This window comes from Oceanobacillus sojae (genome assembly GCF_900162665.1).
In the GTDB taxonomy this organism is placed as follows: Bacteria; Bacillota; Bacilli; order Bacillales; family Amphibacillaceae; genus Oceanobacillus; species Oceanobacillus sojae_A.
Genome location: NZ_LT727812.1, coordinates 328576 through 345294, shown reverse-complemented (window position 1 = coordinate 345294; position 16719 = coordinate 328576). Strand labels below are relative to the sequence as shown.

Here is a 16719-nt window from a genome sequence, read left to right as displayed (position 1 = left end):
CATTCAAAAATTCTGGCGGGAATAACATATTTGGAAGAGGATATCTGCTAAAAGCACCTGCAGAGTATGATGGACATACAAATCACTGTATCATGTGAAAAATTCGTGAGCTTGCATTTCTGTTTATCAGAAAACGAGATCCTTTAGATTTTATCAGGATTGAATTTGCCTGTGATACTTTTTGAATATGGTCCAGAACGCAATGACATTTGAAGGCTTTTCCCTAAAAAAGTTTTCAAGAACTGTTTTTTAGTTTACTATGGATTACAAGCATATGTTAAATGCCTCATAACAATCGCTATATAAATTAATGTTAAAAATTTTAGTGGATTTTTAAATTTAGGGGGTACCAGATTGGAAAAAAACCAAGAAGTAGAAGCAGTTAATAAAATGGAGAAAAAATTAAGATATATTTCTGGTATGATTAAACAAAACGGCCGAAAAATTTTACATCATTATCCGATTACTTCCCCGCAGTTTATTGCTTTGCAATGGCTGCTGGAAGAAGGAGATCTGACAGTCGGTGAATTATCTAACCGTATTAGTCATGCGTTTAGTACGACCACGGACTTAGTAGATCGACTAGAGAAAAATGAACTGGTTGAACGTGTTCGCGATACAAATGATCGCCGTGTTGTGCGAATTCACCTTTTGGAAAAAGGAAAGCATATTATTGAAGAAGTAATCCAAAAACGGCAAGAATACTTGCGGGATGTTTTATCTCAATTCTCCGATGAGCAGAAAGAAACCTTAAATGAATTATTAAGCTTCCTGCATGATGAGATGAAACAGGTGAATGAAAAGTAGAGAAGGAAAAAGGGTGAGAGAATTTTGAAACAGCCAATTGGTGTAATTGATTCTGGAGTGGGCGGGTTAACTGTCGTTCATGAATTAATGAGACAGCTTCCGAAAGAACCGCTTATTTACTTAGGAGATACAGCGAGATGTCCATATGGACCAAGAACAGCAGAAGAAGTAAAGCAATTTACTTGGGAAATGGTCCGTTTTTTATTGAAAAAAAATATAAAAATGCTTGTAATTGCCTGTAACACAGCTACGGCATTTGCAATAAAAGACCTGCAAAAAGAATTGGATATCCCTGTTATTGGTGTTATCAAGCCCGGTGCGAGGGCTGCAATTAAGTCAACTGAGAATAACTATATCGGGATTATTGGAACTGAAGGAACGGTCCGGAGCGGTGCATATAGTTATGCACTCCGTAAAATTAAGTCCGATATTGAGGTTATTTCTTTAGCCTGCCCGTCATTTGTACCGATGGTGGAAAAAGGTGTGCTAGATGGACCGGAAGCCAAACAAGTAGTAGAAACTGCCTTAGCACCAATTTTAGAGCATGATCAGATGGATACACTGATTTTGGGCTGTACGCATTATCCTTTGTTAAAGGATACTATCCGGGAGGTTGTCGGTAAGAAGATTATTGTTATTTCTTCAAGCGAAGAGACCGCTAGAGAAACGAGCACAACATTGGATATTCATCAAATTGCAAACCATGATGACCACATGCCTCCCCATCAATTTTATGCTACAGGGGATTTGGATATTTTTATCGAAATTACAGAAAAAATATTTAAGGATAGTAATTTTGAAGTTCTTACGATTAAGCATGCTGATTTAAAAAATATTTAAGGATAGAGCACCCGTACAATGGCGGAAAAGTTTATTTTCTCTGCATTGTACAGGTGCTTTTTTTACTGTCTAGTAAATTATAGAATTATTGCCTTGTGGATAACTATTTATAAAAAAACAGCCGCATCCAGCTCCGAGCGCCAAAAACTAGGAGATTTCACGTCNTTGACGAAGCGGCATCTTGACATTCTGCTGGCCGGCGGGATTATAAATTGGATTAAAATGCGAGTTCAAAATAGCTAATAAAAGGACCAAAAAGTTCAAGACGGATTTGATGCCTCATTTTTGCTGGACTTTTTGATTATCCTCTTAAAGAAAAACAATAGAAAGGAAGTCAGCTATGGGTTCACAGAAACACGCCTGTAAAGCTTGTGACGGGACTGGCCTATTAATGGATGATGAACAGTGGCACTATACATGTACTGTTTGTCATGGTGACGGGTTTGTTGCCGCTGTGGAAAAGACGGAAAAGCTGCAGGTAGATGAAAATCACAGAGTAATTGATTAAATAGAGGAGGCTGGAGCAGTGCTGTCCGTTTTTACAGTATCTGCTCCGGCTGCTTTTATTATGAATAAAAAATTTTGCAAGCGTTAGAACAGAACGAACAAAAGACAATCTATGGGATTTTAGGAGCGCATGAAGTATCCATTCAACAGGTCCAGAATAGATTCGCTGTATTCTCCAACCGTACCTGAAGCGGTAGTGGTTTTTTGTATTTAAAAGCCTTGAATTAATGAAAGCCAGAATAAGCATATCCTCTTTTAATTTATCTATCTCATTTAGAGATTGGAAATAGAGAGGTGATCCATTTATCAGCCTCTCTATTTTCTTGCTGTCGAGGAAATTATAGAATTATTGCCTTGTGGATAACTATTTATAGAAAAACAGCCGCATCCAGCTCCGAGCGCCAAAAACTAGGAGCTAACACGTGAGCGCCCTACGATAAGTCAACATCGGTTTAAAGTAAAGGAAGGCCGACTAAAAACAGGCTGAAGCCTAACGTCGGCATACCCCTAAAGGGGCATGTTTCCTTTATCTCAGTTGCGCCGCTCCAATCTCTACGTTTTTAAGCAGGCGCTCTGCGCTTTTGTTCCTTAGATGGAAAGAATACGAAATAAAATGGAAACGCAAACTAAGATTCAAAAGGCCCAAAAGGAAACCTTTTAAACCAAGTTTCATTTTAGAAACTATCGAATTCATGGTCTATTTCTAAAGGTGGGCTCGTATAAATAATAGTACAAACCATCTTGGGAGGTAGTTGCATGAGTAAAAAGTTAATCCAATTAATAGGAGCTTTTGGAATATTAGTCTTGCTGGCAGGATGCTTTAATGGAGAGCAGTCATCAAAAGAGGTAGATCCTCCACAAAATGCAGAAGCAGTAAATGGTGAAGAAACAGCGGATGGGGAAGATGCTGCAGCTACCCCTGATGAAGCGGAGGATACTGTTTCAAGAGAGCTGTATTTAATTGATTCGAATGGGATGGTTGCTTCTCAGACTGTTGAACTTCCAGTTCCCGAAACAAATCAAGTAGCACAGCAGGTCATTGAATATCTGGTTAAAGGAGGCCCGGTAACACCAATGCTGCCGAACGGCTTCCAGGCCGTACTTCCGGAAGATACAGAAGTACTCGGCCTTGATCTTCAGGAGGATGGAACGATTGTTGTTGATTTATCCGGAGAGTTTTCGGAATATGAGGCATCCTCTGAGCTTCCAATTATAGAAGCTGTTACGTATACCTTAACGCAATTTGATAATGTTCAAAAAGTCAAGCTCCGGGTAGAAGGAGAGGACTTAGCAGAAATGCCTGTTAATGGTACACCGCTCAATAATGGATACACACGGGCAAATGGAATTAATCTGATGAACAATGATACATTAGATTATTTCAGCAGCAATCCTGTTACCATGTTTTACCCAGTAGAAAAAGAAAACAACCGTTATTATGTTCCTGTAACACAATATGTAAAGATGGATGATGAAAATGATTTAGCGGGTATTGTTAATGAGCTGATAGAGGGGCCGGGCTATCAAAATAATGTTCTCAATGTATTTAATCCGGAAGCAGCTTTAGCCGCAGAACCGGTTGTAGAAGAAGGGGTAGCTAATTTGATTTTCAATGAAGGAATCCTGATGGATCAGGAGCAGCATGTAATCTCTGATGAAGTCATGGAGACAATAGTGAGAACCTTGACAGCACAGCCGAATGTAGATGCAGTAAATGTCCAGGTTGAAAATGTGGATGAAGTATTCAATGAAAATGGAGAGCCGTATTCTGAACCGGTATCTGCACAATTATTTACCCCGAGTGAAGAATTATAATAGTGTGAAAATATAATATAGAGCATCTGGAGAGTGTGTTTAACCACTCTTTAGATGCTCCTTTTTTCTTTGCTTTCAAATTCCTGTTATAATATTGATTTTTCACTGTGCTTTGCACCTTTCTCATGTTTCTTTTTTAGAAAATATGATAAGCTATGTAATGTGAAATAAGGAGGAAGACAAATGGGAAGACATGATAATAGAAAACAAAATGAGCTGCGGTCCATTCAAATAACACCGGGTTATATTACGCATCCGGAAGGCTCTGTATTAATTGAAATGGGTCAAACAAAAGTTATTTGTAATGCAAGTATTGAAGATAGAGTACCGCCATTTATGAGAGGTCAGGGGAAAGGGTGGATTACAGCAGAATATGCAATGCTGCCTCGTGCTACAGAACAACGGAATATCCGTGAGTCTTCAAAAGGGAAAGTAAGCGGAAGAACGATGGAGATTCAACGTCTGATTGGACGAGCATTACGTTCTGTTGTCGATCTTTCAAAAATTGGCGAACGGACAATTTGGATCGATTGTGATGTTATTCAAGCGGATGGAGGTACCAGAACGGCCTCTATCACTGGTGCATATGTAGCTATGGTCATTGCTCTTCATCAGCTTGTAGAAAAGAAAGTACTAAAAGGACTTCCTGTAACAGATTTCCTTGCAGCTATTTCCGTAGGCGTATTGCCTGATGGACAAGAAGTGCTCGATTTGAATTATCAGGAAGACAGTACAGCAGATGTTGATATGAATATTGTCATGACCGGACAAGGCGAATTTGTAGAGCTTCAGGGAACAGGAGAAGAAGCTACTTTTAGCGTACAGCAATTACAAGCAATGCTGGCCTTGGGTGAACAAGGTATCCACGAATTAATCAATCAGCAGAAAGAAATCCTTGGCTCTATTGCAGATTTAGTAAATCAAGACTAATTTCATTGGGGGATGTACACCATGAAGAAGATTATTATTGCGACTAAAAATAAAGGGAAGGTAAAAGAATTCAAGACTTTTTTTGCTCCTCATGAAATTGAGGTTGTTTCCCTGCTTGATTTAGATGAGGAAGTTCCCGATATTGAAGAAACAGGAGAAAGCTTCGTAGAAAATGCAGCTTTAAAAGCAGAAGAGATTTCCAGCCGTTTTCAACAGCCGGTGCTTGCAGATGATTCGGGGCTGATTATCGATGGTTTAGAGGGAAGACCAGGCATTTATTCTGCGCGATATGCGGGGGAGCCGACAAATGATCAAGCAAATATTGATAAAGTTCTGAAAGAAATGAAAGAGATACCTATAGAAGATCGCAGTGCCCGCTTTGTTTGCGTTTTGGCAATTGCCCGTCCCGGCGAGGAAACGATATTTGTAACAGGCTATTGCGAAGGACAGATTAAAACGGAGCAAGGTGGAGAAAACGGCTTTGGCTATGACCCCATTTTTGTACCAGAAGGTTATACAGAGACAATGGCTGAGCTTGAGCCAGCTGAAAAAAATCAAATAAGCCACCGGAAACAGGCGATGAAGCAATTGGAAAACAGAATACATTTGCTATAAATATTTATTTTAAGGAGGGGTACGATGACAAACGTCCTAATTACAAGTGACAGTCATGGACTGACAAAAGAACTGGAAGAAATGGCGGAAAAACATGCTGTGGACTTATATATCCATTGCGGGGATTCAGAGCTGGATTTTGATGCAGCAGAGTTAAGTTCTTTTTATAAAGTTACCGGAAATTGTGATTTTGATTCGCGTTATCCAGATGAGGAAGTATTGGACTTAAATGGAATTCGTTTCTTTATAACTCATGGTCACCTCCATCAGGTAAAAGGAAGTTTAACAAACTTGTCTTATGCAGCGGAAGAGCATGAAGCAAATGTTGTATGCTTTGGGCATACACATATTACCGGTGCTGAAAAAATCGGTAATCAATTATTTATCAACCCAGGCAGCATCCGTATGCCCAGGAATCGTATTGAAAAAACATATGCTATTCTAAGCTGGGAAAATACGGATCACGTTCAAGTCGACTTTTACACTTTAAAAGATGGCAAGGTAAAAGATATGACTTACCGGACTTCTTTATAGGAGAGGATAAGAAAAGCAGTTTATTCTTCTGCGGAAAAATAAGATATGAACTGCTTTTCTTCTTTCACTCAATGCTGTCAATCGTGTTTTTTCCTTTTGTATAAAGGGTTTTGAAGCTATATTATAAGGGATGAAAATAATATTTAAAAATCTGTTGACAAAAACTTCTATCCCACATATAATATTACTTGTCCGTTAAAAACGGTGTACATAAGAAACGTAAGAAATGCAGTAGTTGCGGGTGTAGTTTAGTGGTAAAACCTCAGCCTTCCAAGCTGATGATGAGGGTTCGATTCCCTTCACCCGCTCCATAATGTCCCAGTAGCTCAGCTGGATAGAGCAACAGCCTTCTAAGCTGTGGGTCGCAGGTTCGAATCCTGCCTGGGACGTAAATAAGATAAAAACGCTCAAACTCTTCATATATAAGGGATTGAGCGTTTTTTAATATCTAAATTGCCAAATAAACCACTTGAAACACTTAAATGAGCTTTTGATCAAGCAAAAAGCGATTATTTCATCTGTATGAAAGAAGAGCAGCAGCTTTTATTGAAGGAAATATCGTTTTATATGTTATTTTTAAATTAATATAGACCCTTTGGCTTTTTGAAGGTAACATTGTATTAGGATGCGATATAAATGAATTTATGAGTTAGCATATTGAATCTGTTTTGCATCTTACCCACGTAAATCTTTTATTCCGTGATCAGGAACTGGCAGCTGCTTTCGGGGAAACAAATAATCGCAAATCCTGTACTGTTTTCAGAGAGAGTGCATGAAGAGCTCACAAAAAAGTGTGATACATTTTTCGAAACGGGTGCTGAAAGTTAACATTCCTATTTCAACTTATATAATCTTAATAAACAGTTTAAATTATGACGTATAAGGGAATAACAAATTTGATGATTATTTTTGGTAATCCAGAATAGAGGTGAACAAATGAAAGACAGTACAAAGGTGATATTATTTCCAAATACGAAGAAACAACTGGAAGAAGAGGGATTACATGCTTTAAAGAAAAAGAAATATAAAGAAGCTTTAGAGAAATTAAATTGTCTCATTGAATACCATGAAGGAAGTCATGAAATATATATTGGTAAATTAATGTGTCTGATGGAATTGGGAAATTATAAGGAAGCTGAACGGCTCAGTGAAGAGTTACTGGCTAATAAGGATGCACATTATTATCATTATTTCCATATTTACTTAACAATCCTTTTTCAAACAAGCCAGTATCAGCATTTGCTGAATCTGCTGGAGATTGAGTTTGAACATAATATGATCCCTGATATGCTTGAAGAGCCTTTTCGACAGATGTACGAGATGAGCAAGAATATGAAAATGGGAATGGATGAAGATAACGCCACGGGTTTTATAGAAGAAGTGAAGGAAGCTGTAATCGGGAAAGATTATCTGAAGCAATGGAATCTTATTGAACAGCTGCGGCGAATACATGCAGATCCAAAAGAGGATATTATTCAGCTGCTTGAAAATCAGCAAGTCCATCCTGTAATAAAAACGGCATTATTAGAATGGTTCAGAGAAGCTGGTATAGAGAAATCGGTTCATATACATAAGTTTGATACTAAGATGATGGTTCAGCCATCTAATCTGAACCAAATCTCTAAGGAGAACAGCTACATAGTCATAATGAGAGAACTGGAAAATCGTACGGGAGATAACCCTACTTTATTACATTTACTTCAGCAGCTCCTATATCGCTACTTTTATGTGACCTACCCATTCATACCTGCAGAAAACGATACGGTTTCTATTGCAGAGGCGGTTTATGCGCTTGGGAATGACTATTTACAGATGGATATAAAGCTGGAAGACCTGGATTCATCTGCTCAATCATGGGCAGAATCTATAAAAATTTGCAATTCCCTTTATTTAAGTATTATTGAAGAGTAGTAAAATGCTTGAAACACATAAGATATATGTTATAATGAGGTGGTTGTAAATTAGGAAAAAACTATTGATCAAATGAATAATGAAATGCAATGATAGATTTGATTTTGGAGGGAATAATAATGACAACAAAATGGGAAAAACAAGAAGGCAATAAAGGTGTATTAACGTTTGAAGTGACGACTGAGGAATTTGATCAGGCGTTAGATCAAGCATTTAAAAAAGTATCAAAGGATGTACAGGTTCCGGGATTCCGTAAAGGGAAAATTCCCCGCGGTATTTTTGAAAAACGCTTTGGCGTAGAATCTCTATATCAAGATGCAGTAGATATTGTACTGCCAGGTGCTTATTCTAAAGCAGTTGATGAAGCTGAGATTTTCCCGATTGCACAACCATCTATTGATATTGACCAAATTGAAAAAGGACAGCCGCTTGTATTCACTGCTGAAGTAGAAGTGAAACCGGAAGTAAAACTTGGTGAATACAAAGGATTAGAAGTAGAAGAAAAATCTGTAGAAGTAACAGATGAAGATGTTGAGCAGGAAATTGAAAATCTTCGTGAACGTCAAGCGGAATTAGTTGTGAAAGAAGACAGCGAAATCGTAGACGGTGACACAGCAGTAATCGACTTTGAAGGATTCAAAGATGGAGAAGCTTTTGAAGGCGGACAAGGTGAAAACCATTCATTGGAAATCGGTTCCGGGCAATTTATCCCTGGATTTGAAGAGCAATTAATCGGTAAAAAAGCAGGCGATGAAACAGAAGTAAAAGTGACTTTCCCTGAAGAATACCATGCAGAAGACCTAGCTGGTCAAGAAGCAGTATTTAAAGTGAAAATTCATGAAGTAAAAGCAAAAGAATTGCCTGAGCTTGATGATGAATTTGCAAAAGATGTAGATGAAGATGTAGAAACACTTGATGAATTAAAAGCAAAAAAACGTGAAGAGCTGGAAACAAACAAAAAACAGCAGGCTGAAAATGAGAAACGTGAAGAGCTGCTTCAACAGGCTTCAGATAACATTGAAGTAGAAATTCCTGAAGCTATGGTAGATACAGAAGTAAACCAAATGGTTCGTGAATTTGAACAGCAGCTTCAAATGCAAGGGATGACTTTAGAAATGTACAGCCAATTTTCAGGACAGGACGAGGATGCACTAAAAGAGCAAATGCGTGCTGATGCTGAAAAACGCGTTAAAACAAATCTTACTTTAGAAGCAATCGCAGAAGCAGAAGATCTTCAAGCTACTGAAGAAGATATTGATGCGGAACTTGAAAAAATGGGTTCTATGTATGGAGTTGAAAAAGAGCAGCTTGTTCAAATGCTTGGCGGTTCAACAGAAACGCTCGAAAATGATTTGAAAATGCGTGCTGCAATTGATTTCTTAGCTGAAAACAGCAAAACAAAATAAGTGTTAAATAAAAAAAGAGGATACAAAAGACAAGGTGCGCCTGAATACGTGCCTTGTCTTTCCTGTTAATTAGGGCGCAGTCGAAAAAACAATTTTTTTGTCAAAACTGCATTTTTCCTGCTTGAAAAAGCATACTATACAAATGGAATTGCAAATAGTTGACATTTAAAAGAATTGAGGCATACTGGAATGACAGACTTATCATACAATTGCTTATAGCCAATACAAAAAGTATATTGTTTTGTATTTCTATATGTATCTGATATGATAAATTATAAAGCTGACTGCTAATCTGTAACAGCACATGCAGAGGGAATCGAATTAGTTAAGCCGAAAGATAAGAAACGATAGCCTAAATTGCTCTTTTTGTGGGTAGAATGAATAAGAAGTTCAAAAGTTAGCAGCTGGTCAGGCGATTATATAAGTGATGAGAAAGTCTTGGAGATTGTTGAGGAAGGCGGCGAAAAGAAATGTTTAAATTCAATGAAGAAAAAGGACAATTAAAATGTTCTTTTTGTGGCAAAAGTCAAGAGCAGGTGCGAAAATTAGTAGCTGGTCCTGGCGTTTATATATGTGATGAATGTATTGAACTGTGCACAGAAATTGTAGAGGAAGAGCTTGGGACAGAAGAAGGCATGGAAATGAATGAAATTCCAAAGCCGAAAGAAATCTGTGACACGCTTGATGATTATGTAATTGGACAGGATAAGGCCAAAAGAAACCTTTCTGTTGCAGTATATAATCACTACAAACGCGTTAACTCAGGTATGAATAGCGGCGATGTAGAAATTTCTAAAAGTAATATTGCAATGATTGGACCGACTGGCAGTGGTAAAACATTACTGGCTCAAACATTAGCAAGAATTATTAATGTACCTTTTGCGATGGCAGATGCAACATCATTAACAGAAGCTGGATACGTAGGGGAAGATGTAGAAAATATTCTTCTTAAGCTGATTCAATCCGCAGACTATGATGTAGAAAAAGCAGAAAAAGGAATTATCTATATTGACGAAATTGATAAGGTAGCCAGGAAGTCTGAAAACCCTTCTATTACCAGAGATGTTTCTGGGGAAGGTGTACAGCAGGCCCTTTTAAAAATTCTTGAAGGAACAGTAGCAAGTGTACCTCCTCAAGGTGGAAGAAAACATCCACATCAGGAATTTATTCAAATCGATACAACAAATATTTTATTTATTGTCGGCGGTGCATTTGATGGCATTGATCAAGTAATAAAACGTCGTATTGGTAAAAAGGTTATCGGTTTCGGTGCTAATGAAGAGAAGGAAGAGTTAGATACAGCCCAGCTGTTGTCTAAAGTACTTCCGGAGGATTTATTGCGCTATGGGCTTATTCCAGAGTTTATCGGCCGTATACCGGTAATCGGCAGCCTTACTCCGTTGGATGAGGATGCACTAATTGAAATCCTGACTAAACCGAAGAACGCCTTGGTCAAGCAGTATCAAAAGCTATTTGAAATTGATAATGTTGAGCTTGAGTTCGAGCAGGAAGCACTGGAAGAGATTGCGAAGAAGGCTATTGAACGGAAAACAGGAGCACGTGGATTGCGTTCCATCATTGAAGGAATCATTGTAGATGTTATGTTTGATCTTCCTTCAAGAGAAGACGTAGAAAGATGCGTGATTACAAAGGATACTGTTATTCAGGAAGATGGCAGTCCGAAACTTATTTTCCGTGACGGAACGATCCAGGAAGGAAATGAGAAATTCCCAAAGGAAAGTGCATAAGCATAAATGAGTGAATGAAAATGCAGATTCTAAGCAGAATCTGCATTTTTACTCTTTCTTATAGTAAAAAGCTTTTCTTATACTTAAATTAATGTAATAATCATAGATACTTGTATAACTGTTTATACTAAAAGAAAGTATAACAGTGTTTACATTTAGGTAATTTTTTTTTACACTGAGAAAGAGCCTTACAAAGAAAAATAAAAGAACATAGGGGGTGAATGTATGACAGCAAACTATTTGAAGATGCCGCTGCTGCCTTTACGAGGGTTAATCGTATTTCCATCAATGGTATTGCACCTTGATGTTGGCAGAGATAAGTCTATTGCTTCTTTAGAACAGGCAATGTTGGCTGATCAGTACATATTTTTAGCTTCACAAAAGAAAATGAATTCAGATGATCCTCATTCTGCAGATATATACAATGTTGGAACTGTTGCAAAGATTAAACAAATTACGAAGCTTCCAAATGGAACACAGAGGGTGCTTGTGGAAGGATTTTATCGGGCAGAAATTGTTCGTTACCTGGAGGAAGAAGAAAACTTTATCGTAGAGGTAGAGGAAAAGGAAGATATTGTAGGAAATGCGTTTGAATCAGAAGCTTTGATGCGTACTTTACTTGAGCAATTCCAGCAATACATAAAAGTTTCCCGTAAATTAACAGAAGAAACATTTGAAACTGTCGGCGATATTGATAATCCCGGCCGTTTAGCAGATATGATTACTTCACATCTTTCTCTGAAGCTGAATGACAAGCAGGAGATATTAGAAGCTTTTGATGTGATGGAGAGAATACATAAACTCTTAGATATTATTGCAGATGAAAGAAAAATTTTATCCATTGAGAAGAGAATCGGACAGAAGATTAAAACATCGATGGAAAAGACCCAGAAAGAATACTATTTAAGAGAACAATTAAAGGTTATCCAGAAAGAACTTGGAGACCGTGATGGTAAATCCGGTGATTTGGAGCAGCTCCGCACAAAAATTGAGCAATCTGATATGCCTGAAAACATTACCAGTGTTGCATTGAAAGAGCTCGGCCGGTATGAAAGGGTACCACAGTCATCCGCGGAAAGCTCTGTGATTCGAAATTATATTGAATGGCTTGTTGCTCTTCCATGGCAAACGAAAACAAAAGATAATATTCAAATGAAAAAGGCCGAAAAAGTACTAAATGCAGACCACTATGGCTTAGAAAAAGTGAAGGAACGAATTTTAGAATATCTGGCGGTTCAAAAGCTTACTAATACAATAAAAGGGCCTATTCTTTGTTTAGTTGGACCGCCCGGAGTCGGGAAAACATCCTTAGCAAAATCAATCGCTAATGCCATTGACCGGAATTTTGTTCGCATTTCTTTAGGTGGAGTTCGGGATGAAGCGGAAATACGCGGCCATCGCCGGACTTATATTGGAGCAATGCCCGGAAGAATTTTGCAGGGGATGCGACGGGCAGGAACAGTCAACCCGGTGTTTTTATTAGATGAAATCGAGAAAATGTCCAATGATTTTCGGGGAGATCCTTCTTCGGCAATGCTGGAGGTTTTGGACCCGGAGCAAAATCATAACTTCAGCGATCACTATATTGAGGAAACCTATGACTTATCCAATGTGTTGTTTATTGCGACAGCGAATAATATAAACAGTATTCCAGAACCGTTGCTGGACCGGATGGAATTAATATCTATTCCAGGCTATACAGAGGTTGAAAAGCTGCATATCGCAAAACGCCATCTACTGCCGAAACAAATTAAAGAAAACGGACTGACAAAGAGTAAAATTCAAATTCGTGAGTCTGCTATCATGAAATTAATCCGCAGATATACCAGAGAAGCCGGTGTCCGCGGTCTGGAAAGACAGCTTGCGACGCTATGCCGTAAAGCAGCAAAAGAACTCGTCTCTGACGAAAGTAAGGATCGAATTATTGTGACCGATCGTATTGTTGAAGAATATTTAGGTAAGCCAGTGTATCGATATGGATTGATTGAAGAAGAAAATCAAATCGGTGCTGCAACGGGTCTTGCTTATACAACAGCCGGCGGAGATATTTTATCGATTGAAGTGACACATTACCCGGGAAAAGGAAACCTGAAACTTACAGGTAAACTTGGAGGCGTCATGCAGGAATCAGCTCAGGCTGCTTTCAGCTATGTAAGGTCCCGTGCAGAACAGTTGAACATTGATTCGGATTTCTATGAAAAATATGATATTCATATCCATGTTCCTGCCGGAGCGACACCGAAAGACGGGCCTTCCGCAGGGATTACGATTGCAACAGCACTTGTATCCTCGCTGACTGGACGTGCTATCCGAAGAGAGGTAGGAATGACTGGGGAAATTACACTTCGGGGGCGGGTCTTGCCTATTGGAGGGTTAAAAGAAAAAGCATTAAGTGCGCATAGAGCCGGGCTTAGAACGATTATTTTACCCGAGGATAATGAAAAGGATATAGAAAATATTCCCGAAAGTGTCCGTGAAGGACTGGAGTTTATACCAGTAAAGCACTTAGATGAAGTATTAGAAATTGCATTGGTGAAGGAGGAAGAATAATATGAAGGTTAATCAAGCAGAGATCGTTATCAGTGCTGTCAGTGAAAAGCAATACCCTGAAGCCCGGTATCCGGAATTTGCACTTGCAGGGCGATCTAATGTTGGGAAGTCTTCTTTAATTAACCGGCTAATTAACCGAAAAAATTTAGCAAGGACTTCTTCCAAACCTGGTAAAACACAAACTTTAAATTTCTATCTGATTAATGAGTCCATTTATTTTGTAGATGTTCCGGGCTATGGGTATGCGCAGGTATCCAAGAAGGAACGCGCAAAATGGGGCGGCATGATGGAAGAATATTTTAAAAACAGAGAAACACTCCAGGCTGTTATTCTTATTACAGACTTGCGCCACGAGCCGACAGAAGATGATATTCAGATGTATGATTATCTGAAATATTTCGAGCTCCCTGTTATCGTAATTGGAACAAAGCTGGATAAAATTCCAAAAACAAAACGATATAAGCATATTAAACGTTCCAAAAAAGTTCTTGAAATGGATCCGGAAGATATTTTTATTCCGTTTTCAGCAGAAACCTCAGAAGGCAAAGAAGACGTTTGGAATGCCATCAGATCTTTTATGTGAATGGGTAAAAATAAAGGATACGGTTATCAGAAGCAAAAGCTTCTGGCCGTATCCTTTATTTACGTTTCAGCATAATAATACCTAAAAGTATAAGCAGAACCGGCCAAAAACGCTCTAATAATAAAATAATGGGTTCGAGCCAGCTTGTGTAAATGGAAAGCTGTTCAGCAAAAAGAAACAGCAAACCTGCCAGGATAAAGAAAACACCTGCAAAAAAACCTTTTTTCGTTTTCGTATAACGGATGATGAAGGCAAGTCCAATAATAATTAAATAAACAGACCAATCATCTACCCAAAAAGAATAATGCTTTATTCCATGCAGATGAATTCCGACCCCGAATAATAATGTACCTATAAATAAATTCTGATATGTTCTGGTTGTATAACTGTGAATAATAACACCAAGACCAATTACGATTAATAAGGATTGCCATGAATAAAAGTCTACAAAAAACGGAATCCGAAGTTCACGGAGCAGAAGAAAAATACCAACTCCAATACATAAATATGCAAGCAGTGAATGCTTTTTTTTCATTAAGAAGTTCCTCCTTTGTCCAAGAATAAGAAAATATAAAAAATGCTGAAGATAGCCGCTCCAACGGGTTTCATGGGATGAGTAATCTTAGGGCCCCGGAGATACACTGCGCTTCCTGGAACAGACATCTCCTTGGCAAGAACACCATTGTTTTAAAGCCCAAGTGATTTTCTTACTTGCTTAGCTGTACTCTATAAAAATTCTAATTAACCAGCCCGTAAATAAAGCGTGTCCCTTGCTATAAAAGGTCAGTTATGTTACATTACAGTCGGAATGAGTTGTTGTAACGGACGTTTTTTTATTTGGAATGAATCGTGTTATCGTACATATCATTAACTTACATACATAAAAAATTGTTTCAGATTCTGTTCACATTTTAGCACGAAAAGCATTTCATTACATGTTATAATGATTATTAGATAATAATAGTAAAAAGTATGAATCATTTTATCATAGTGGGGGTAGTACTGTGCATATTTTAAAGGTTGGTTTTAATTACAAAACAACCCCTGTAGAAATTAGGGAAAAGTTCACGTTTAATGAAGAAAAATTAACAGAAGCAATGATTGCATTAAAGGATCAGAAAAGTATTCTTGAAGATGTAATTGTTTCAACATGTAATCGGACGGAAGTGTATGCAGTTGTAGATCAGCTTCATACTGGAAGATATTATATTAAGCAATTTTTAGCAGACTGGTTCGGAGAGGAAAAAGAAACATTCTCAACCTATCTGCATATTACAGAGGATGATGGAGCGATTGAGCATCTGTTCCGGGTGACGACCGGTCTTGATTCCATGGTTCTTGGAGAAACCCAGATTCTGGGCCAGCTGAAACTGGCCTTTTCAAAAGGACAGCTGGCAAATACAACAGGTACTATTTTTAATGAGTTGTTCAAACAAGCCATCACATTCGGTAAACGAATGCATAAAGAGACCGGTATTGGAGAACATGCTGTATCGATCAGTTATGCTGCTGTTGAATTAGCAAAGGATAAATTCGGAGACTTGAGTGAAAAGCATGTTGCTATTCTGGGAGCAGGAAAAATGGGTGAGTTAGCAGCGAAAAATATTCAGGGTGCCGGTGTAAAAGAAATCACTGTCATTAACCGGACGAAGGAAAAAGCGCTGCTGATGGCAGAAAAATTTCAGGGCAATGCAGCAGTAATGGATGAACTATCCTCTGTTCTGGAATCTGCTGATATATTAATCAGTTCTACCGGATCAGAGTCTGTCGTTTTATCAAAAGCAGATATTGAAAAAGTACAACAGAAACGCCGGGATAATCCATTATTTTTAGTTGATATTGCTGTTCCAAGGGATATTGATCCGGAGGTTGCCGGGATGGAAGATGTTGCTTTATATGACATCGATCACCTGCAGGATATAGTAGATGATCATCTGGAGTCCAGGAAAGCAGCGGCGGAGCAAATCGAATTATCTCTTGAAGAAGAAATAGTTCAATTTAAAGAATGGATGAAAACACTTGGTGTTATACCAGTAATATCTGCACTTAGACAAAAAGCATTATCTATCCAGTCTGAGACAATGAAAAGTATTGAACGAAAAATTCCAAGCTTAACCGAGCGTGAGAAGAAAGTGCTTAATAAGCATACAAAAAGTATTATTAATCAGCTGCTGAAAGAGCCGATTACACAAGCAAAAGAGCTGGCTGGTACAGAACAGGCTAATGAGGCCTTACATTTATTTGTTGATATTTTTGGAATAGAGAATGAAGTAAAAGAGGAACTTGAGAAACAAGTGAAAAAAAATGATACACTAACCAAATTTACTCAAGAGGATATTGCCTCTTTTCCAGTAGTTGAACGGGTGCCTACTGCTTAATTGGGCAGAAACTGCCTACAATCATTCACATCCAACCAGAAGGTCATTTCATCACTTTCTGGTTGCTTTTTATTGTAGAAGAATTGCGAGACTGC

General features: G+C 38.2%; 14 protein-coding genes and 2 tRNA genes. 15 read left to right on the top strand and 1 reads right to left on the bottom strand.

The window, feature by feature from the left end; genetic code table 11:
* The first annotated feature begins 390 nt into the window (after window positions 1–390).
* From BN1068_RS12570 to yihA, 14 genes are all read left to right on the top strand, one after another.
* Entirely contained in the window at window positions 391–807 is a 417-nt protein-coding gene (locus BN1068_RS12570; protein ID WP_186813517.1) for a MarR family winged helix-turn-helix transcriptional regulator, read from the top strand.
* A gap of 24 nt (window positions 808–831) precedes the next feature.
* Window positions 832–1647, top strand: coding sequence for a glutamate racemase (gene racE, locus BN1068_RS12565; protein WP_077603198.1), 816 nt, complete (start codon window positions 832–834; stop codon window positions 1645–1647).
* 340 nt (window positions 1648–1987) lie between these two features.
* On the top strand, window positions 1988–2155 hold the full coding sequence (locus BN1068_RS23650; RefSeq protein WP_175637143.1) for a hypothetical protein: 168 nt from the start codon (window positions 1988–1990) through the stop codon (window positions 2153–2155).
* 755 nt (window positions 2156–2910) lie between these two features.
* Window positions 2911–3969: a GerMN domain-containing protein gene (locus BN1068_RS12560; RefSeq protein WP_077603197.1), complete on the top strand. Its 1059-nt coding sequence runs from the start codon at window positions 2911–2913 to the stop codon at window positions 3967–3969.
* Between the two features lie 183 nt (window positions 3970–4152).
* Window positions 4153–4899 carry a ribonuclease PH gene (gene rph / locus BN1068_RS12555; RefSeq protein ID WP_077603196.1) on the top strand — a complete coding sequence of 249 codons (747 nt, stop codon included), beginning with the start codon at window positions 4153–4155 and terminating at the stop codon, window positions 4897–4899.
* A 21-nt stretch (window positions 4900–4920) separates the two neighbouring features.
* On the top strand, window positions 4921–5514 hold the full coding sequence (locus BN1068_RS12550) for an XTP/dITP diphosphatase (protein WP_077603195.1): 594 nt from the start codon (window positions 4921–4923) through the stop codon (window positions 5512–5514).
* A gap of 24 nt (window positions 5515–5538) precedes the next feature.
* Window positions 5539–6048 (top strand): metallophosphoesterase, encoded by a 510-nt coding sequence (locus tag BN1068_RS12545; RefSeq protein ID WP_077603194.1) that lies wholly within the window; start codon window positions 5539–5541, stop codon window positions 6046–6048.
* A gap of 237 nt (window positions 6049–6285) precedes the next feature.
* A tRNA-Gly gene (locus BN1068_RS12540) sits at window positions 6286–6359 on the top strand.
* 4 nt (window positions 6360–6363) lie between these two features.
* A tRNA-Arg gene (locus tag BN1068_RS12535) sits at window positions 6364–6437 on the top strand.
* Between the two features lie 547 nt (window positions 6438–6984).
* On the top strand, window positions 6985–7959 hold the full coding sequence (locus BN1068_RS12530; RefSeq protein ID WP_077603193.1) for a tetratricopeptide repeat protein: 975 nt from the start codon (window positions 6985–6987) through the stop codon (window positions 7957–7959).
* Window positions 7960–8078: 119 nt separating this feature from the next.
* A complete protein-coding gene (tig, locus tag BN1068_RS12525; protein WP_077603192.1) occupies window positions 8079–9365 on the top strand; it encodes a trigger factor in 1287 nt (428 codons plus the stop codon).
* 470 nt (window positions 9366–9835) lie between these two features.
* On the top strand, window positions 9836–11113 hold the full coding sequence (gene clpX, locus BN1068_RS12520) for an ATP-dependent protease ATP-binding subunit ClpX (RefSeq protein WP_077603191.1): 1278 nt from the start codon (window positions 9836–9838) through the stop codon (window positions 11111–11113).
* Between the two features lie 225 nt (window positions 11114–11338).
* A complete protein-coding gene (gene lon, locus BN1068_RS12515) occupies window positions 11339–13663 on the top strand; it encodes an endopeptidase La (protein ID WP_077603190.1) in 2325 nt (774 codons plus the stop codon).
* A gap of 1 nt (window position 13664) precedes the next feature.
* Complete coding sequence (yihA, locus tag BN1068_RS12510) at window positions 13665–14246, top strand: ribosome biogenesis GTP-binding protein YihA/YsxC (protein ID WP_077603189.1); 582 nt, start codon at window positions 13665–13667, stop codon at window positions 14244–14246.
* Window positions 14247–14301: 55 nt separating this feature from the next.
* Here the strand turns inward: yihA and BN1068_RS12505 are convergent, their stop codons facing one another.
* The gene (locus BN1068_RS12505; protein ID WP_077603188.1) at window positions 14302–14781 is read right to left on the bottom strand and encodes a LiaI-LiaF-like domain-containing protein; all 480 of its coding nucleotides are present in this window, start codon (window positions 14779–14781) and stop codon (window positions 14302–14304) included.
* A gap of 469 nt (window positions 14782–15250) precedes the next feature.
* Between BN1068_RS12505 and hemA the strand changes: the two genes are divergently transcribed.
* Complete coding sequence (gene hemA / locus BN1068_RS12500) at window positions 15251–16624, top strand: glutamyl-tRNA reductase (RefSeq protein WP_077603187.1); 1374 nt, start codon at window positions 15251–15253, stop codon at window positions 16622–16624.
* Window positions 16625–16719 lie beyond the last annotated feature (95 nt).

Bases quoted from the DNA above. Each gene is read 5' to 3' on its own strand.
- BN1068_RS12570 (WP_186813517.1), top strand. From the start codon at position 391: ATGGAGAAAAAATTAAGATATATTTCTGGTATGATTAAACAAAACGGC.
- BN1068_RS23650 (WP_175637143.1), top strand. From the start codon at position 1,988: ATGGGTTCACAGAAACACGCCTGTAAAGCTTGTGACGGGACTGGCCTA.
- BN1068_RS12560 (WP_077603197.1), top strand. From the start codon at position 2,911: ATGAGTAAAAAGTTAATCCAATTAATAGGAGCTTTTGGAATATTAGTC.
- rph (WP_077603196.1), top strand. From the start codon at position 4,153: ATGGGAAGACATGATAATAGAAAACAAAATGAGCTGCGGTCCATTCAA.
- BN1068_RS12550 (WP_077603195.1), top strand. From the start codon at position 4,921: ATGAAGAAGATTATTATTGCGACTAAAAATAAAGGGAAGGTAAAAGAA.
- BN1068_RS12545 (WP_077603194.1), top strand. From the start codon at position 5,539: ATGACAAACGTCCTAATTACAAGTGACAGTCATGGACTGACAAAAGAA.
- BN1068_RS12530 (WP_077603193.1), top strand. From the start codon at position 6,985: ATGAAAGACAGTACAAAGGTGATATTATTTCCAAATACGAAGAAACAA.
- tig (WP_077603192.1), top strand. From the start codon at position 8,079: ATGACAACAAAATGGGAAAAACAAGAAGGCAATAAAGGTGTATTAACG.
- clpX (WP_077603191.1), top strand. From the start codon at position 9,836: ATGTTTAAATTCAATGAAGAAAAAGGACAATTAAAATGTTCTTTTTGT.
- lon (WP_077603190.1), top strand. From the start codon at position 11,339: ATGACAGCAAACTATTTGAAGATGCCGCTGCTGCCTTTACGAGGGTTA.
- yihA (WP_077603189.1), top strand. From the start codon at position 13,665: ATGAAGGTTAATCAAGCAGAGATCGTTATCAGTGCTGTCAGTGAAAAG.
- BN1068_RS12505 (WP_077603188.1), bottom strand. From the start codon at position 14,781: ATGAAAAAAAAGCATTCACTGCTTGCATATTTATGTATTGGAGTTGGT.